Origin of the sequence: Pseudoalteromonas sp. Of7M-16 (assembly GCF_022347805.1) — a bacterium.
GTDB classification, from domain to species: domain Bacteria; phylum Pseudomonadota; class Gammaproteobacteria; order Enterobacterales; family Alteromonadaceae; genus Pseudoalteromonas; species Pseudoalteromonas luteoviolacea_F.
Genome location: NZ_JAKRFY010000027.1, coordinates 123882 through 139773 on the forward strand (window position 1 = coordinate 123882; position 15892 = coordinate 139773).

At 41.5% G+C, this 15892-nt stretch carries 12 protein-coding genes and 4 CRISPR repeat arrays; of the genes, 9 read left to right on the plus strand and 3 right to left on the minus strand.

Annotated features, from left to right (window positions below; all coding sequences use genetic code 11):
• The first annotated feature begins 249 nt into the window (after positions 1 to 249).
• The 8 genes from MHN81_RS22500 to MHN81_RS22535 all read left to right on the plus strand — a co-directional run bounded on the left by MHN81_RS22500 (position 250) and on the right by MHN81_RS22535 (position 13250).
• The gene (locus MHN81_RS22500; RefSeq protein ID WP_239426769.1) at positions 250 to 531 is read left to right on the plus strand and encodes a hypothetical protein; all 282 of its coding nucleotides are present in this window, start codon (positions 250 to 252) and stop codon (positions 529 to 531) included.
• Between the two features lie 275 nt (positions 532 to 806).
• A CRISPR array of direct repeats spans positions 807 to 1314; the repeat unit is 28 nt; unit sequence CTTCACTGCCGAATAGGCAGCTTAGAAA.
• 372 nt (positions 1315 to 1686) lie between these two features.
• Positions 1687 to 2494: a CRISPR direct-repeat array (repeat unit 28 nt; unit sequence GTTCACTGCCGTACAGGCAGCTTAGAAA).
• Between the two features lie 858 nt (positions 2495 to 3352).
• Positions 3353 to 4183 (plus strand): WYL domain-containing protein, encoded by an 831-nt coding sequence (locus tag MHN81_RS22505; protein ID WP_023400031.1) that lies wholly within the window; start codon positions 3353 to 3355, stop codon positions 4181 to 4183.
• 98 nt (positions 4184 to 4281) lie between these two features.
• On the plus strand, positions 4282 to 5295 hold the full coding sequence (cas1f, locus tag MHN81_RS22510) for a type I-F CRISPR-associated endonuclease Cas1f (protein ID WP_239426770.1): 1014 nt from the start codon (positions 4282 to 4284) through the stop codon (positions 5293 to 5295).
• On the plus strand, positions 5292 to 8246 hold the full coding sequence (locus MHN81_RS22515; protein ID WP_239426771.1) for a CRISPR-associated endonuclease Cas3'': 2955 nt from the start codon (positions 5292 to 5294) through the stop codon (positions 8244 to 8246). The genes cas1f and MHN81_RS22515 overlap by 4 nt, the downstream gene beginning before the upstream one ends.
• A gap of 19 nt (positions 8247 to 8265) precedes the next feature.
• Positions 8266 to 9222, plus strand: coding sequence for a type I-Fv CRISPR-associated protein Cas7fv (gene cas7fv, locus MHN81_RS22520; RefSeq protein WP_023400028.1), 957 nt, complete (start codon positions 8266 to 8268; stop codon positions 9220 to 9222).
• An 8-nt stretch (positions 9223 to 9230) separates the two neighbouring features.
• Complete coding sequence (gene cas5fv / locus MHN81_RS22525; protein ID WP_023400027.1) at positions 9231 to 10235, plus strand: type I-Fv CRISPR-associated protein Cas5fv; 1005 nt, start codon at positions 9231 to 9233, stop codon at positions 10233 to 10235.
• Between the two features lie 9 nt (positions 10236 to 10244).
• Positions 10245 to 10796, plus strand: a complete 552-nt coding sequence (cas6f, locus tag MHN81_RS22530) for a type I-F CRISPR-associated endoribonuclease Cas6/Csy4 (protein WP_239426772.1) — start codon at positions 10245 to 10247, stop codon at positions 10794 to 10796.
• Between the two features lie 167 nt (positions 10797 to 10963).
• A CRISPR array of direct repeats spans positions 10964 to 11832; the repeat unit is 28 nt; unit sequence GTTCACTGCCGTACAGGCAGCTTAGAAA.
• A 310-nt stretch (positions 11833 to 12142) separates the two neighbouring features.
• Positions 12143 to 12950: direct repeats of the CRISPR family, unit length 28 nt; unit sequence GTTCACTGCCGTATAGGCAGCTTAGAAA.
• A gap of 159 nt (positions 12951 to 13109) precedes the next feature.
• Complete coding sequence (locus tag MHN81_RS22535) at positions 13110 to 13250, plus strand: hypothetical protein (RefSeq protein WP_239426773.1); 141 nt, start codon at positions 13110 to 13112, stop codon at positions 13248 to 13250.
• A gap of 49 nt (positions 13251 to 13299) precedes the next feature.
• Here the strand turns inward: MHN81_RS22535 and MHN81_RS22540 are convergent, their stop codons facing one another.
• Both MHN81_RS22540 and MHN81_RS22545 read right to left on the minus strand, forming a co-directional pair.
• Positions 13300 to 13707, minus strand: a complete 408-nt coding sequence (locus MHN81_RS22540) for a methylated-DNA--[protein]-cysteine S-methyltransferase (RefSeq protein WP_239426774.1) — start codon at positions 13705 to 13707, stop codon at positions 13300 to 13302.
• 59 nt (positions 13708 to 13766) lie between these two features.
• Positions 13767 to 14342 carry an Ada metal-binding domain-containing protein gene (locus tag MHN81_RS22545; protein ID WP_239426775.1) on the minus strand — a complete coding sequence of 192 codons (576 nt, stop codon included), beginning with the start codon at positions 14340 to 14342 and terminating at the stop codon, positions 13767 to 13769.
• A gap of 200 nt (positions 14343 to 14542) precedes the next feature.
• Here MHN81_RS22545 and MHN81_RS22550 point away from each other — a divergent pair, with 200 nt between their 5' ends.
• Positions 14543 to 15466 (plus strand): DMT family transporter, encoded by a 924-nt coding sequence (locus MHN81_RS22550; protein ID WP_239426776.1) that lies wholly within the window; start codon positions 14543 to 14545, stop codon positions 15464 to 15466.
• A gap of 237 nt (positions 15467 to 15703) precedes the next feature.
• On the opposite strand, the gene MHN81_RS22555 is transcribed toward MHN81_RS22550, so the two are convergent.
• On the minus strand, positions 15704 to 15892 hold a 189-nt coding region (locus tag MHN81_RS22555; RefSeq protein WP_239426777.1), incomplete at its 5' end, for a hypothetical protein.

A 15892-nucleotide genomic window follows, 5' to 3' on the forward strand; every position in this document is an offset into this window, starting at 1 on the left:
AAATTGTACCAAAAACTTTGATGGATTTTTCGCGAGGTTTTTATTTTATAAATCTAGCTCTATTTTAAGGTTGTTGCCTTTGAATGCGGTGTTAAACCGTCGAATTTAACCAGGTATTTTAAAACTGTTTATCGCATTGAAGGTGCAAAAAAGTAGTGTGATTGAAAATAACTCAATTGTTAATTTTGTGTGTTTTTTGTAGCGTCAATTTTCAAGTGTTTATTCAACTAGATATTCAAGGAAAAGCGAATGAAGAAAATGCTACTGACAGTGATCAGCTGTTTAGGTATAAGTGTCGCGGCGATTGCCGCAGATACTCAATCGGCAACTCCAAGTCAAACGGCCAATATTGATGGGATAACATCGGCAACTTATACGGCTAACACAAACATTTTGAGTCTGTTAACTCCTTCAAATGCCTGTACAGATAGATGTCAATATGAGTATGAAGCCTGTGTTAAATGGGCTCCACCTTGGAAAAACTGCCGTGCATATCTTACAAGTTGTACGAGAAACTGCGCAAATAAATAAAATAAGTGTCACGAGTCTATGAGGTCGCTTCACGACCTCATATGTTGAAATAAACTTGAAAAGTAGTGGTTTTTGGTACTTTTGAGGTTAAGTACATCAAGTAAATACCACAATTATTCTCCTTGCTGTTTAAAAAAGGAAAAATACCCTTTTATTTTTCGATAATGCTGAGGCTTTAAAAATCAACAAGTTACAGCCTATCTAAAAAATAAGGTATTTTTACTGATAGCAAGGTATGTGTTTGTAATTCATGTTTTTTTAGCTAAAAATCGATACTTCACTGCCGCATAGGCAGCTTAGAAAGATTGGATACCACAAATATGGTGCATTTAGTCCTTCACTGCCGCATAGGCAGCTTAGAAAAGTGCAAGCAAGCAAAGGTGTGTCAAACGTCACTTCACTGCCGCATAGGCAGCTTAGAAATCTCAAAGGGCTAACAATCAATAAATCAAATACTTCACTGCCGAATAGGCAGCTTAGAAAAAAACAGTAACAACGGGGTTTCGGCGTGTTCGCTTCACTGCCGAATAGGCAGCTTAGAAAAGCAAACTGACCGTCGTTAACTTGGCTGTATGCTTCACTGCCGAATAGGCAGCTTAGAAAAGTGAGAGCTGGGATGAGATATGGCAGGAAGCCTTCACTGCCGAATAGGCAGCTTAGAAAGTTTAGCGCTATTTGGCGTTGGCAATATTTAGCTTCACTGCCGAATAGGCAGCTTAGAAATTGAGGCTTTGAGCCGCCAGCGCATCTCCAACCTTCACTGCTGTACAGGCAGCATAGAAAATCTTGTGGTCGAAACCTAGTGCAATGAAAATGTTCACAGCCATGTAGGTAGTTACGAAACTGCAAAAATTGGATCCTGATTTTCATCAGGATGACGGTGAGCAGCGTGGTATTTAGGGTACTACTGGTCAAATGCAACGGGTAAATTGTTCAAATAAAATCTACATGTAACAATGTTAAATGCATTGAAAAGACCGAAAAGAGCGTGTGTCTCATTTTTAATCAATTAAAGAGGAGTTTTACCTTCTATTTTTGCTCTTTTAAAATTTTTATAGAATACAAAGAGTTAAAATTATCTGTTTGTAACAAGGTAAAAATGGGTTTTTTACCTTATTAGTTTGTTGCAACTTATCTTTTTTCATTTATCTTATAGTTCACTGCCGTACAGGCAGCTTAGAAAATAAACGGCGGCCTGCGTGTTAGGGGCAGTTCGTTCACTGCCGTACAGGCAGCTTAGAAATTACGAATATTAATAGCAGAATGAGCGATGCTGTTCACTGCCGTACAGGCAGCTTAGAAAGACCAGCGCAAATGCTGTACCGTCATGTCGTAGTTCACTGCCGTACAGGCAGCTTAGAAACAGATTTGAGTGTTGTAACCATCACTTGAATTGTTCACTGCCGTACAGGCAGCTTAGAAACAGATTTGAGTGTTGTAACCATCACTTGAATTGTTCACTGCCGTACAGGCAGCTGAGAAATTTACCCAAGCCGCAAGCCTATCTTCTATGATGTTCACTGCCGTACAGGCAGCTTAGAAATGTTCAAAAGCCTGAACCAAGAGGGGTCGAGGGTTCACTGCCGTACAGGCAGCTTAGAAACCCATGCCCAGGATAAACATGATCATCACCCGGTTCACTGCCGTACAGGCAGCTTAGAAAACAATCCTCAGCTTTCTTTTTCTTTGCCGATGGTTCACTGCCGTACAGGCAGCTTAGAAATTGTTCGTCAGTCAAGTAATTAGCGAGCTGCTGTTCACTGCCGTACAGGCAGCTTAGAAAGTAAGGTCATAGGCTCTAATCACAAGGACCTCGTTCACTGCCGTACAGGCAGCTTAGAAATTGTTCATCAGTTAAGTAGTTAGCGAGCTGCTGTTCACTGCCGTACAGGCAGCTTAGAAAAGCTAAAACCCCAGGCAATCTCTGCAATCGTAGTTCTCTGCCGTACAGGCAGCATAGAAACTTGAGTGACCGAAACGAAGTTTCGCAGCCCAAGAGGTGAGTCGCCTAGAATAAGGTCATGGGTGACCGATGAAGCTGCGCTCCATGAAATTCAACATTGAGCTTTACCTTATCACTACCTCACCGCCATTCACGCTGTCTAGATGATGGAAATCTACACTAAGTCTCCAAGCAAATGGGTACTGACAGCCGTCATTCCGAGCTTGCCTCGGAATCCATGTTTAAGAGTCTATAGCCGATTACAAAAGGGGTTTAGGTCAATAATGCAAGGTTATGGTAAATGTGTCTCTCGTACTTTAACAGGTTTGGGAATAAAGCTCGTTACAATAAATGATATGGTTAGATAAAAGATGTAGCTGGTGATACAAAATAAGCCACATAGAAAGGTGGTAAAACCTATCCCGAGCGCTATAACCGCGCCAAAAAGAGGCGATCCAATGAGTGCGACAAGCCAGCCCTTTGTTATCCATAAATAAAGTGCACTGCTTAGTGTGCACAAAGGGTAGAGTGACTCGAACGAAAGCATGCAATAAACCCTATTGGAGACAATCTCAAATAGGTGGAGACTAGAATTATGTGGCGTTGTCTTCATGGGTAAATTCATGCTTGTTACTAATAATTGTATCATTCAACTTAACAGGAAAAGGTTGAGCGATAAATAACCATCTCCAATAAGCCTGTTTTAAAGATGGTTTAGGTGAGCAAAAATAACAGCGAATAAATAAGTGGCACTTTCGGCATTGCATTACTTTTGCTGAGCTAAGGTTGTGTGTTTGAACATCACTTTGTCGCTGATCAATGACTTTCATATTTTCATTTGATACATTTATTTCACGTTAAGTTTACTAAAAGTGGCATATGCAAGCTAAGGAAGAGCAATACTTTAGATATATTGAGGCGGTGTTGTTTTGGCAAGGTGAGATCCAAACAGGTACGTTTCAAGATAAATTTAAACTATCCAGACCCAGTGCAAGGCGTTATCTAAATGACTTTATAGCGCGCTATCAAATCGATGCAAATTACAGCGAGTCGGAAAAAGCCTATGTATTGGCAACCCCCTTTACACCGAATTATATTTCCCAAGACTTTACCGAATATGCCAACTTAATTGGCGAGCAGTATGTACACAACTTAAGTACCTCAACGATTGCGACTCTGCCTTTACCTCATAGAAAATTAAACCCCACCATTTTACGGCCCATATTAAACGCTTGTCGTCGGCAAAGTGTGCTTGATATTCGTTATCAGTCGATAAAAGACGGTGGAGAGACGGAGCGTATTATTCGCCCTCATACACTTGTTAACTCAGGGCTTCGTTATCACTTAAGGGCCTATTGCGAAGATGCTAAAGGGTTTAGAGACTTTTCTTTATCTCGTATTTTATCTGCATCTCCGGAATTTAAATGCAAAGCGCAAAAGTACAAACAAGATGATGAAGCATGGCAACAAGAGGTGATCTTAACCATCATGCCTGATCCGCGTTTAAGCGAATATGCCCAGCAAGTCATTGCCCATGATTTTGATATGAATGGCAACAAGAAGCAGCTCAAAACCAATGCAGCGCTGCTTAATTATTTGATAAGCATTCTCCGCTTAGACGTACAGCACCCCAGCCCAGAAGCGCAGCAAATTGTGATGGACCCCGATTGCTATCGAGCACTGAGAAAGCAAAAGCTTCTTTGGAACTAAACACCACCTGTAAAAAATTTAACTGGTAAAACGTGCAGCATTGAAGCCGCGCATAGATAAAAGTACGTTATGTCTAAACCCAAAGGAAGTGGAAGACGATGGAAGACTTAAGCCCAAGCGATTTAAAAGCCATATTGCATTCAAAACGTGCCAATTTATTTTATCTAGAATACTGCCGAGTAATGCAAAAAGATGGCCGCGTTTTATATTTGACTGAGGCCACTAACGAGAACCTCTATTTTAATAATCCGATTGCCAATACCACTGTGATTTTATTGGGTAATGGCACTTCCATTACCCAAGCGGCGATGCGCATGCTTGCTCAAGCAGGTGTATTGGTCGGTTTTTGTGGTGGTGGCGCAACGCCTTTGTATATGGGCTCTGAAATTGAATGGATGACACCGCAAAACGAATATCGCCCCACAGAGTACCTCCAAGGCTGGATGGGATTCTGGTTTGATGATGAAAAGCGCTTGGATGCTGCAAAACGTTTTCAACAGGCTCGGATCGCGTTTTTAAAGCTAGTTTGGCAAAAAGACCGAGAATTAAAAGGAGAGGGCTTTAACTTTGATGATAAGGCCATTCAAACTGCATTGGATACGTTTTTTACACGAACGGATGCTGCGACAAGTCCTCAAGCGTTATTACTCACAGAGGCACAGCTTACCAAAGTGCTTTATAAATATGCTGCCAATGCCACCAATTGCGAAGGTTTCAAGCGCCAGCATCAGTCATCAAAATCTATCGATATTGGCAAAGCCAATGACTTTTTAAACCATGGCAATTATCTCGCTTATGGCTTGGCTGCCTGCACTTTGTGGGTGCTAGGTATCCCCCATGGCTTCGCAGTGATGCATGGCAAAACTCGCCGTGGAGCATTGGTGTTCGACATTGCTGATTTAATTAAAGACGCGCTTGTACTGCCTTGGGCATTCATTTGTGCCAAAGAAAATGCCACTGAACAAGAGTTTCGCCAGCAAATCCTACAAGCGTTTACCGACCATAAAGCACTGGATTATATGTTCGAACAAGTAAAGCAAGTGGCGCTTCAAGATCTCAGTGAAGAGCAAGTTGCAGAAATTGAAAACAGCCAAAAAGGTGACTCCTTATGATGGTCACATTTGTGTCTCAATGCGAGAAAAATGCGCTCAAGAAAACCAGACGGGTACTGGATGCCTTCGCCAACCGTATTGGGGATAACACATGGCAAACCGTGATCACCCAAGACGGGCTCGATACCGTTAAAAAGATGCTGCGTAAAACCGCCAGTCGTAGCACCGCTGTAAGTTGCCATTGGATTCGAACCCGCGCTCGCAGTCAGTTTTTGTGGGTTGTGGGGAATAAAAGCAAGTTCAATTTAGAGGGCGTGGTGCCTGTGAATTACACCATAGTTAATGATGTTAAAATGGATGAAACAAAAATCATGTCAGAAGTCGTTTATGCAAATACTCAAAAACAGTTACTTTCAGAACATCTTTTTGCTGTCGGAACTTTAGCTGCGCTAATAATCGAGCAGTTATTCGGGAGCAACCAACCCGGGTTAAAACAAGCTGCGTTCGTGAGTGGCTGTTTACATGATATTGGAAAATTAGATCCTGAATACAGAGCATGGCTTGAAAAAGCGATCAATAAAAATAAAAAGCAGGGAATAGAAACGCAAGAAGATGGATTACATATTGATACAGCTAAGTTTTCATTTGAAAAACACCCTCGTCATAATGAAATCTCATTGTGGTTATGTCAGTTCATTGATTTAGCACCTGTACTGCCAAATAAAAAGTTAATCCCATATGTTGAACATACAGTCTATTGGCATCATGCCAAGCCGATACGTAAAGATGAATATGTAAAGATTAATGATGTGCATCGTAAACTGAACGCAATCTACAAAGAAAAAGGCATGCAAGAATTAGTGGAGCATACCAAGCATCTGCTAAATGAAGTCGTCGAAATCAATAATAATTATGCTCATACTATAGTTAATGCTGACTTTACAAAGAGCACAATAAAATATGATGAAGACCTAACATCGGGTTTTCGCAATACAGATTTACCATACTATAAGCAATACGTATGTGAAGAATCGTTTCAACCCTATATCAAAGACATTAACCTTAACGCCAAGGCCAATATTTTAAGGGCATGTGTGATCAGCGCTGATCGACAAATCTCAGCATTAAGTGTGCAAGATCTCAGTAATTACATCGCAACGAGTACCTTAGATTTACTAGTTGAAAAAACACTTCAACAGCAAAGTAATTTAACCCAGCAAATACGAGATTGCTTATTAGGGTTTGAGCAAAGATACCCAAACAGTGAGCGCAATCAAGCTCAAAATGCCACAGCCAAAGAACTGTTAGATGTCGAGCAGGTGGCTGTACTTAATGGCCCAGCAGGGTGTGGTAAAACTAAAATTGCATTGGAGTGGGCAAAATTAAGCGAAGCCAATAAAATTATTTGGGTTTGTCCACGAGTACAAGTGTGTGAAGGCCTTTACCAAGACTTAACCAGTAACGAATACCTTCCATCTGGCAAAGTAGAAATATGCACAGGGGAGTTTAAATACGTTAATAACCAAGGTGAATCAGAGCTAACACCGCAAGGGCAAGAGTTTTCTGGTGATATTGTATTAACGACGATTGATCAGGTTATTAATAGCATCACTACACACACCAATGTGACTGCATTTACGGATTTTTTGAATAGTCATATTGTTTTTGATGAGTTTCATGAATACATTCCAATGCCTGCGTTTAATCTACTATTCGCGGAGTTAGTTCAAGCGAAAAAACTAATGAGTAGTAGCGCCAATACATTACTTGTTTCAGCAACGCCTAATTACAGTTTTATTGAGAGTATTTTAGAAATCGATAAACAAGACATTAAATCTATACCGAGCTTTAACCCGAGTCACTATCAGATCAACTTTGAACTTTTTGATGAATCTCAGCAAAACGAAACGAACCCATTATTTAAAACACAACCTAAAAACACCATTGTTATCAGTAATACGGCAACTCTTGCGCAACAAGCTTTTATACAAAATCAAGCGGCAGAAAACGCCATTGTGTTTCATGGCAAGTTTAAAACAAAGGATAAACTTGCCATTTTCAACAAAGTTTATGAAAGCTTTAAAGCGGGTGGCACGAAAGAATTTGATGTATTGCGAAGTGGCCCGATAGTACAAGCAGCGCTAAATATTACCTGCTCGCATATGACCAGTGAATTTACCTTGGCTGAGAACTTTTTACAGCGGCTAGGGCGCTTAGACCGATTTGGTCAGAGCCAGATTGTCAATCAATATACCGTTGCTGTGCCAAGTGTTATTCCAGAATCAAATGGCAAAATTACGTGCAATTGCGCCCGCTTTCTAAATGGTAATAACAGTTATCTCAGTGCATATGCTTGGTATGTATTTTTACAAAATCATATCAGCGAACAGTCACTAACAATCAACGAAATTTATCAGCTTTATGAACGCTTTTATCAATCCAGCCAAGGACTAGCCGCCGTAGAACAAGACTTACTAGCCGCATTAAAAGAAAGTGCCAAAGTTATCGCGGCTAAATTGCATGACCCTATTCGCTTTATTAAAAAACAAAAAGCAAGTGATAAAAAGAAATTAAAAAAATCGTCGCTACGTGGCGATAGTCGTTTTGTGCAGATGGTTGTGATGGATATTGAAACCTTCGATAACTTCACCATCACTGATGATTATGCGATTGATTGGCAAGAGTCAGACTGCGACTTTGCAAATTGCTACACGGAGTCACTTAATCTACTAAGAAACACTGGCATCATCGATTACGCAGCGAAAAAGCACCATCAAATAGACGAAACAAGCCCAAGTAAAGGCATTACAGCTAAAAACATTGGCTTGCGTAAACAGGTGTTAGAAGGTGCTGCTGTAGAGCCGCAACATCCAATTTATTTAAGTTACACGCCATCAGATTTACTAACGAAATTAGGTGAAAATGAGGGCGATGAATCTGCAATTTATTACTTAAAAGGCACAAAACAAGTAATTGGCGCAATGCCAATCAATAAAATTATTCAATCATAAACTTAGAAAGGACAAACACATGGAAAAAGTAACAGGAATTAAAAGTGTCGACTTTAAAATTGTCGCCTTAGGTCACGGTGTAGTGAATTGGAATGGACCTACAACACTTACTGGTGATGACGGTAAAACGGTTGATAATCACACACTGCCTAAATTGCGTGGCTACTCGAACTTAACGGGTAAAATAAAAGAAGAAACAGGTTATAAATATAAAAAGCAGGCTACCGATATCGACTTTAAGGAAACGCCGCTTTACATCAGCCAAAACTGTATACGCCATCATTTATTTAGATCGCAAGCATTTGATATTCACTATGCCAACAAAGCGAAGCTGGATAATTTAACTAAAGTGCTGTCATCGGTAACAGGTTTAGTGCGTGGTTATGTTGTACCAAATAGCCAAAATAAGCGTACAAGCCCGTTATTGATAGAGGATTTTGTTGACCAACTAGGCAATGGTAATTTTGAGCAATTTGGGCAAGCGGGTGAACGCGATAATTCATCGTTCTTTTCGAAAACCACCTTTGGTGACACTAAATACATTTCATACGGTTCAATCAGTATAGAGCAATTGCAATTTATTTCCCTTGATAAAAAGTTTGACCGCGAAGCAATGCAGATTAAAGAAGGACAAGGCGAGGAAGTAGCTAAGTCAGTTGAAGAGTTTATTCAAAAACTGAATCCTGAGTTATCACCCAAAGCCATTTTTCACACAAATTATGTGCGTAAAGGTACGATTTTCGATGAAGGTGAAAATGGTATTTTGCTTAATCAAGATGCGATTAAAGCATTAGTGCTATTTACTCTTAACCTAATTGCAGAGTTGTCCATTCGACAAGCGAAATCATATATGTATGTTGATGAAATAGTTATCGATTATAACGACAGCAATAAGATGATGCGTATTAAGCGTGACGAAAGTGAGACCAGTTTACAGCCGCAAACAGATTTTGCAGTTTACTTTGAAGCTAGGTAGAGGTGGTTATGAAAATAACCATTGAATATGAATCCAGTTGGCGAAATTCATTTTTAGAGGGAAGTAACAATGAAGCATTGCCTAAAACAGGGCGTAAATTTATTGGGTCGATGACGAGCTTAAAAAAGTCCGAAAACTTTATTAATCGCGCAGTTACCATAGATACCGTAATGGGTGTGTTAAATCGTTTGATTGGCGATCAGCGTAAGCTTTATCAATCTAGAAGGAGTGAAAACTATTTTTTTAAAGAGATAGAGGAGCAGGTTAGTTTTGTTGACAACCCCAAAGCTGTTAACGGTGAAATGACTTATATAAGAAATATAACAGGCAGTACAGATCAAAATGCGTTTACTGGCATGATTAAAGTCAATGACCCCATTTTTACTTCTGATTACGCAGTGCATTTTTGGGGGGTATTATCATTAGATATACCAGACTTAATTAAGTTTGTCTTAGAGCAGGAAGTAAACTTCACTTCATTATCTGCTGATCCGCTGACAATAGTTGCAAGGCTAGAAGAGATAAATAAGGAAAAGCCGTTAGAAAATGAAGGTGAGCTCGCACAAGCTTATCAACACCTTGCAGACAAATTTGAAAAATTTAAAGGAATTAATAATAAGGGGTTAATTATCCCAATTAGCATGTATTGTTCAGCACTTTATTTGCAGCTTGAAAGGCTTAGCAGTCAGTATGATATGAGTACTGCCAAAACCAAAGCAGGTGGTATCGGTGGTATCTCTAATAATGGCTTCACTAAAAAGGACTTTATGGGGCGCTACACTACAGGTGAAAAGAAAAAAATATGGGGAAACCCATATATGCGCGAGGAGATGGTAAAAGGGGTGGGTAAAGCAAAGCACTTAATGACCAAAGCTTCTGGTGAACTAGCCATTGAAATTGATATCCCCCGTGCAAAGGCAAAAGAACTCTCTCAGCTTATCGAAAATGCGGGTGTCTCATCATTTTATTTGGGCAAAAAAGGGCTGGCATACGTCAGTCATATACGGATATAGGAGGTGATAGTGGATAGTTATATTGAAATCACAATCAAACCAGATGCTGAGATGCGTGAAAATGTTTTATTGAATAAAGTGTATACAAAGCTACATAAAGCTTTGTTCACGCTGAAATCAGACAGTATTGGTGTCAGCTTCCCAAGCTATCAAGTGAAGTTAGGGCGCGTGATTCGCATACATAGTTGTGATGCCATGCTCCATGATTTAACCGGGATGAATTGGTTAGGTGGGCTAGTGGGTTACTGCGATGTGAGTGATATCCAAGCCGTACCGAGTGAGTGTGAATATCGAACCGTTTCGCGAATTCAAAGCAGCATGTCTCAATCAAAATTGAAACGCCTAATTAAGCGAGGTTCTATTAGTGATGAACAGGTGAAAAGCTATAAAGCTAAAATGTTTACTAAAGGGCTCGATAACCCATATTTTGAACTTGAAAGTGGTTCAAATGGGCATAAGCATCGTCGTTATCTGCAATTTAGTGAAATAAAAAAAGCACCTGTGCAAGGCTACTTTGATCAATTCGGTTTAAGTAAAACGGCTACGGTTCCGTGGTTTTAAAAAACCGAATGTAAGAAAGTGATAAAGGGTATCTTTACCCTTTATTTTTGATCTTTAAAAATATGTATAAAATACAAATAGTTGTGAAAGGCTGTTTTTAATAAGGTAAAAATAGGTTTTTTGCCTTATTAGCTTGTTGCAACTTATCTTTTTTCATTTATCTTATAGTTCACTGCCGTACAGGCAGCTTAGAAAAGCACAACAAAGCGGCGGCTTAGTGATTACAAGTTCACTGCCGTACAGGCAGCTTAGAAATAGTTAACAGCCCGGACGTAAGCTCGGACCGAGTTCACTGCCGTACAGGCAGCTTAGAAATATCAAGGAGTTGTTATTAGCTATTAATTCGGGTTCACTGCCGTACAGGCAGCTTAGAAATTTAATCTGCGAAAACTTCTTGCTTGCTCCGTGTTCACTGCCGTACAGGCAGCTTAGAAAAGACATTACAAGCGCATTGGCGCAGATAGGGAGTTCACTGCCGTACAGGCAGCTTAGAAATCCAAAAGCTGCCATTGCATCAATAGCGTGCTGTTCACTGCCGTACAGGCAGCTTAGAAATCTTTCAAAAGAGTTGGATCTACAACACCTTCGTTCACTGCCGTACAGGCAGCTTAGAAAATCGCGAAAGTGAGCCAAGAAAGTGTTATTCAGTTCACTGCCGTACAGGCAGCTTAGAAAATAATGCCGCCTCAATGCCGGCTGAAATGTCAGTTCACTGCCGTACAGGCAGCTTAGAAATTGCGCAGTTAGGGTGCGGCGAGGCGCTAGCGGTTCACTGCCGTACAGGCAGCTTAGAAATCGTTAGGGTGGTGAGGACAACGGCCCCCACTGTTCACTGCCGTACAGGTAGCTTAGAAATTTTACCACTGGCCCAAAGTAAACAGCTTTCGTGTTCACTGCCGTACAGGCAGCTTAGAAATTTCATCCTGAGCGCAGCTTTCAGCAGCCAATGTTCACTGCCGTACAGGCAGCTTAGAAAACTTTGTGGTCGAAACCTAGTACAATGAAAATGTTTACAGCCATGTAGGTAGTTATGAAACTGCAAAATTGGATCCTGATTTTCATCAGGATGACGGTGAGCAGCGTGATATTTAGGGTACTGCTGGTCAAATGCAACGGGTAAATTGTTCAAATAAAAGTTACATGTAGCAATGTTAAATGCATTGAAAAGACGGGAAAGAGCGCGTGTCTCATTTTTAATCAATAAAAGGGAGTTTTCCCCTTTATTTTTGACCTTTTAAAATTTACTTATAATACAAATAGTTGTGATTGGCTGTTTTTAACAAGGTAAAAATAGATTGTTTACCTTAATAGTCTGTTGCAACTTATCTTTTTTCATTTATCTTATAGTTCACTGCCGTATAGGCAGCTTAGAAAGCAACGTACCCTACAGACAAATTTCAGGTAACGTTCACTGCCGTATAGGCAGCTTAGAAATCAAGCTATGAGAGCACCAATAACTGATAAATGTTCACTGCCGTATAGGCAGCTTAGAAACTTCATGGCTCTGTCTTGTTCGACCTTGTTAGGTTCACTGCCGTATAGGCAGCTTAGAAAAGCACAGCGGTAACGTCTTGACGAGCTAGCACGTTCACTGCCGTATAGGCAGCTTAGAAATTAATTTGAACCTGCCTAAGTTCTAACCGCTTGTTCACTGCCGTATAGGCAGCTTAGAAATGTGTCGGGAGGGTGAGGAAGATCGCTTTGAGGTTCACTGCCGTATAGGCAGCTTAGAAATTCAACAGTGGCGCGGGGATTTGACATCCAAAGTTCACTGCCGTATAGGCAGCTTAGAAATTTCTTAACCACCAGTTGCGACGGTCTACTGTGTTCACTGCCGTATAGGCAGCTTAGAAATCATCTCCGGAGTTTTGGCCGGCGCCGCCCGGGTTCACTGCCGTATAGGCAGCTTAGAAAAACACTAATAACTGCAAACATGTTCTTTGGTGGTTCACTGCCGTATAGGCAGCTTAGAAATACTTCTGATATCGCAATTAATTGGAATACGGGTTCACTGCCGTACAGGCAGCTTAGAAATGTCAATGGGTTAATGAACGAAATACGTTTCGGTTCACTGCCGTACAGGCAGCTTAGAAATCAGGGGGTGGGCATTCGTTTGCCGCCCTTTCGTTCACTGCCGTACAGGCAGCTTAGAAATCAATAAAAAATAGTCGCACAAACAGCATGGATCCTGACCTTCGTCATGATGATGGGGGTTGTAAATACGTAGTTGCAGTGTTGAAGTGTATCCGAACCGTCTTCCCGAGCTTGCCTCGGGATCCATATTCAAGGGTGCAGAAAGCCTGATGGTATAGGGTGAGATGGATCCTGACTTCCGTCAGGATGACGGCTGGGCTGGCGAGTTTGATGGAATTGGGTGAGATGGATCCTGACCATCGTCAGGATGACATCGGAGATATAGGCGTGGTTGGTGGTATTTGGCGTCATGGATCCTGACGTTTATCATTGTGGCGTCGAGCATTGCGTGTTTTATACTTTTAAACCTTTATTGCTTTTTAACTCCTTCTTTGGCTAATAGGGCTTTTTTTCGCTCTAACCCCCATCGATAACCGCCTAAAGTACCATCGCTGCGTAATACTCGATGGCATGGGATCAATATACCAATACGGTTTTTACCACAGGCTGTGCCAACGGCTCGAACCGCTTTTGGGCTGTCAATTTGTGCTGCGACCTCTCCATAACTCATTACCTCGCCCTCTTTAATACTGAGCAGAAATTGCCACACTTTAAGCTGAAATGCTGTGCCTTTAATATCCAGTGGCACATCAGGTTTGGGAGCACCGTGTGAGATATGGCTGTCCAGAGCATATATCCAGTTATCAAGCTCAGGTGTATCTTGTGCCTTGGATAGTATGAGTGTTGCTTTGGGAAACTCCTCCGATAATAGGTTCATTAAGGACCTTTGATTATCTCCAAATTGCACTGAACATACTCCCCGACTCGTTGCCGCCATCACCATGTGCCCAAGTAGTAAATCACCTCTCCTTGTCCTCCAGCTCGATACGCTTTAGGTGACATGCCGATATTGCGTGTTGTTTCACCATACACTCGGCTTATTGAGCCAAATCCAGAGGAGTAGATAGCGTCAGTGATCCCTTCACCGGCCCTCAAATGACATTTGAATTGGCGCATTCGGACTGCATCCTGATAGTGTTTTGGAGACACTCCAAACATTGCTTTAAATGACCTTTGCAGTTGAGAGGGTGATAAGCCTGCAACCTCGCCCAATTGAGCAAGCGTCAGTTTTTCATCTGCGCACTTCTCTATATGGCGAGCGACATTAATAAGTGTGTCGGCTTTTTTTGTTGATGCAATGGGGTTACAGCGTTTGCATGGTCTGAAACTGGCCGCCAAAGCGGACGCTTGATCGCAAAAGAATCTTAGGTTTTCTGGCTTTGCTGATTTTGTAGGGCAAGAGGGCTGACAAAAAACGCCGGTGGTAATAACGCCATAGTAAAACTGTCCATCAAATGAGGGATCTCGGCGGTTTACTGCCGCAGCCATTTCAGTTTCAGTGAGCTTCATCATAGTCAGGTTCTTTGGCCATATAAAAGTGTTCATACTTCATCATAGCGGTTTCTAAAATAACATCTGATTCTTGCTACGCAATTATTTTAAATCAGCATACTGTCAGTCTAAATTTAAAAGGGGTGCAAGAATCGGATGTTTTGCAATACGTGCGCCCGCTAGCATTGTAGATACTTATAAATAGCTTGGTTACATGAACTATGACAACTTCCATCAATCACACAATGAATATAAAAATTTGGACCATGCTTGTTCTGCTATCTATGTTGTGGGGGGGATCTTTTTTCTTCGTAGGTGTTGCGGTTAGCTCGCTACCTTCAATGACAATTGTAACTCTACGAGTGGGTATTGCTGCGCTGGTTTTATGGGGTGTGGTCATTGCCTTAGGTGAACGACCGCCTAAAAACCTAAAAGCGTGGGGCGCGTTTTTTTCTATGGGACTGCTTAACAATGTCATCCCCTTTGTCCTGATTGTTTGGGGTCAGACGCAGATTGCGTCGGGCTTGGCATCTATTTTAAATGCTGCAACACCTATTTTTGCTGTTATCGTCGCCGGGGTTTTATTGCCAGATGAGCGGCCAAGCTTTATGAAGTTGGTGGGCGTTATTCTCGGCTTTTTCGGTGTCGTTGTTATGATTGGTATGCCTGCTTTAGAAGGAAGTGGTAGCTTACTTGCCCAGCTAGCAGTTGTTGCAGCGGCACTATCTTATGCTTTTGCGGGTGTCTATGGGCGTCGATTTAAATCACTGGGAATTAAGCCTTTAAGCACCGCTGCAGGGCAAGTGACGGCTTCAACAATGATTATGATACCGCTAACACTGCTGATAGAGGGGTCTATAGATTTTCGTTCAGTGAGTGCTACCACTTGGGGAGCCGTTGCGGGATTGGCCGTTGGCTCTACAGCCGTTGCATATGTACTCTATTTTAAGGTGTTGGAGTTGGCCGGCGCGACGAATGTGCTCCTAGTTACGTTGCTTGTTCCGGTTTCGGCGATTGTTCTTGGTTCACTGTTTTTAAATGAAACTTTAGAAACCATTCACTTTATTGGTATGGGTCTTATTGCTATAGGGTTATCAGCAATTGATGGGCGTTTATGGCGACAATTGAGGCTGGCAGGTGCTTAGTGTTTTTATAGTTTAGAGAAGTAAATAATGCTGCCTCTAAGCCAAAGTAACAACGCGTTTTAATAGTGAGTCTTATTTGGATGTGGATCCTGACTTTTGTCAGGATGACGTTGTATTGTCGATAATTCGTTGCAGTGTTGAAATGTAGCCTAACTGTCATCCCGAGCTCGCCTCGGGATCCATATTCAGGGTGCAGTTGAGTTTGATGGCATAGAGTGAGGTGGATCCTGACTTTCGTCAGGATGACGGCTGAGGTGCAGGTGAGTTTGATGGTATAGGGCGAGATGGATCCTGACTTTTGTCAGGATGACGGCTGAGGTGCAGTTGAGTTTGATGGCATAGAGTTAGATGGATCCTGACTTTTGTCAGGATGACGGTGTATTGTCGATAATTCGTTGCAGTGTTGAAGAGTATCCGACCTGTCAT

What these genes read in the sequence shown, in the direction of transcription:
- MHN81_RS22500 (WP_239426769.1), top strand. Translation starts at nt 250, where the DNA reads ATGAAGAAAATGCTACTGACAGTGATCAGCTGTTTAGGTATAAGTGTC.
- MHN81_RS22505 (WP_023400031.1), top strand. Translation starts at nt 3,353, where the DNA reads ATGCAAGCTAAGGAAGAGCAATACTTTAGATATATTGAGGCGGTGTTG.
- cas1f (WP_239426770.1), top strand. Translation starts at nt 4,282, where the DNA reads ATGGAAGACTTAAGCCCAAGCGATTTAAAAGCCATATTGCATTCAAAA.
- MHN81_RS22515 (WP_239426771.1), top strand. Translation starts at nt 5,292, where the DNA reads ATGATGGTCACATTTGTGTCTCAATGCGAGAAAAATGCGCTCAAGAAA.
- cas7fv (WP_023400028.1), top strand. Translation starts at nt 8,266, where the DNA reads ATGGAAAAAGTAACAGGAATTAAAAGTGTCGACTTTAAAATTGTCGCC.
- cas5fv (WP_023400027.1), top strand. Translation starts at nt 9,231, where the DNA reads ATGAAAATAACCATTGAATATGAATCCAGTTGGCGAAATTCATTTTTA.
- MHN81_RS22540 (WP_239426774.1), bottom strand. Translation starts at nt 13,707, where the DNA reads ATGAACCTATTATCGGAGGAGTTTCCCAAAGCAACACTCATACTATCC.
- MHN81_RS22545 (WP_239426775.1), bottom strand. Translation starts at nt 14,342, where the DNA reads ATGATGAAGCTCACTGAAACTGAAATGGCTGCGGCAGTAAACCGCCGA.
- MHN81_RS22550 (WP_239426776.1), top strand. Translation starts at nt 14,543, where the DNA reads ATGACAACTTCCATCAATCACACAATGAATATAAAAATTTGGACCATG.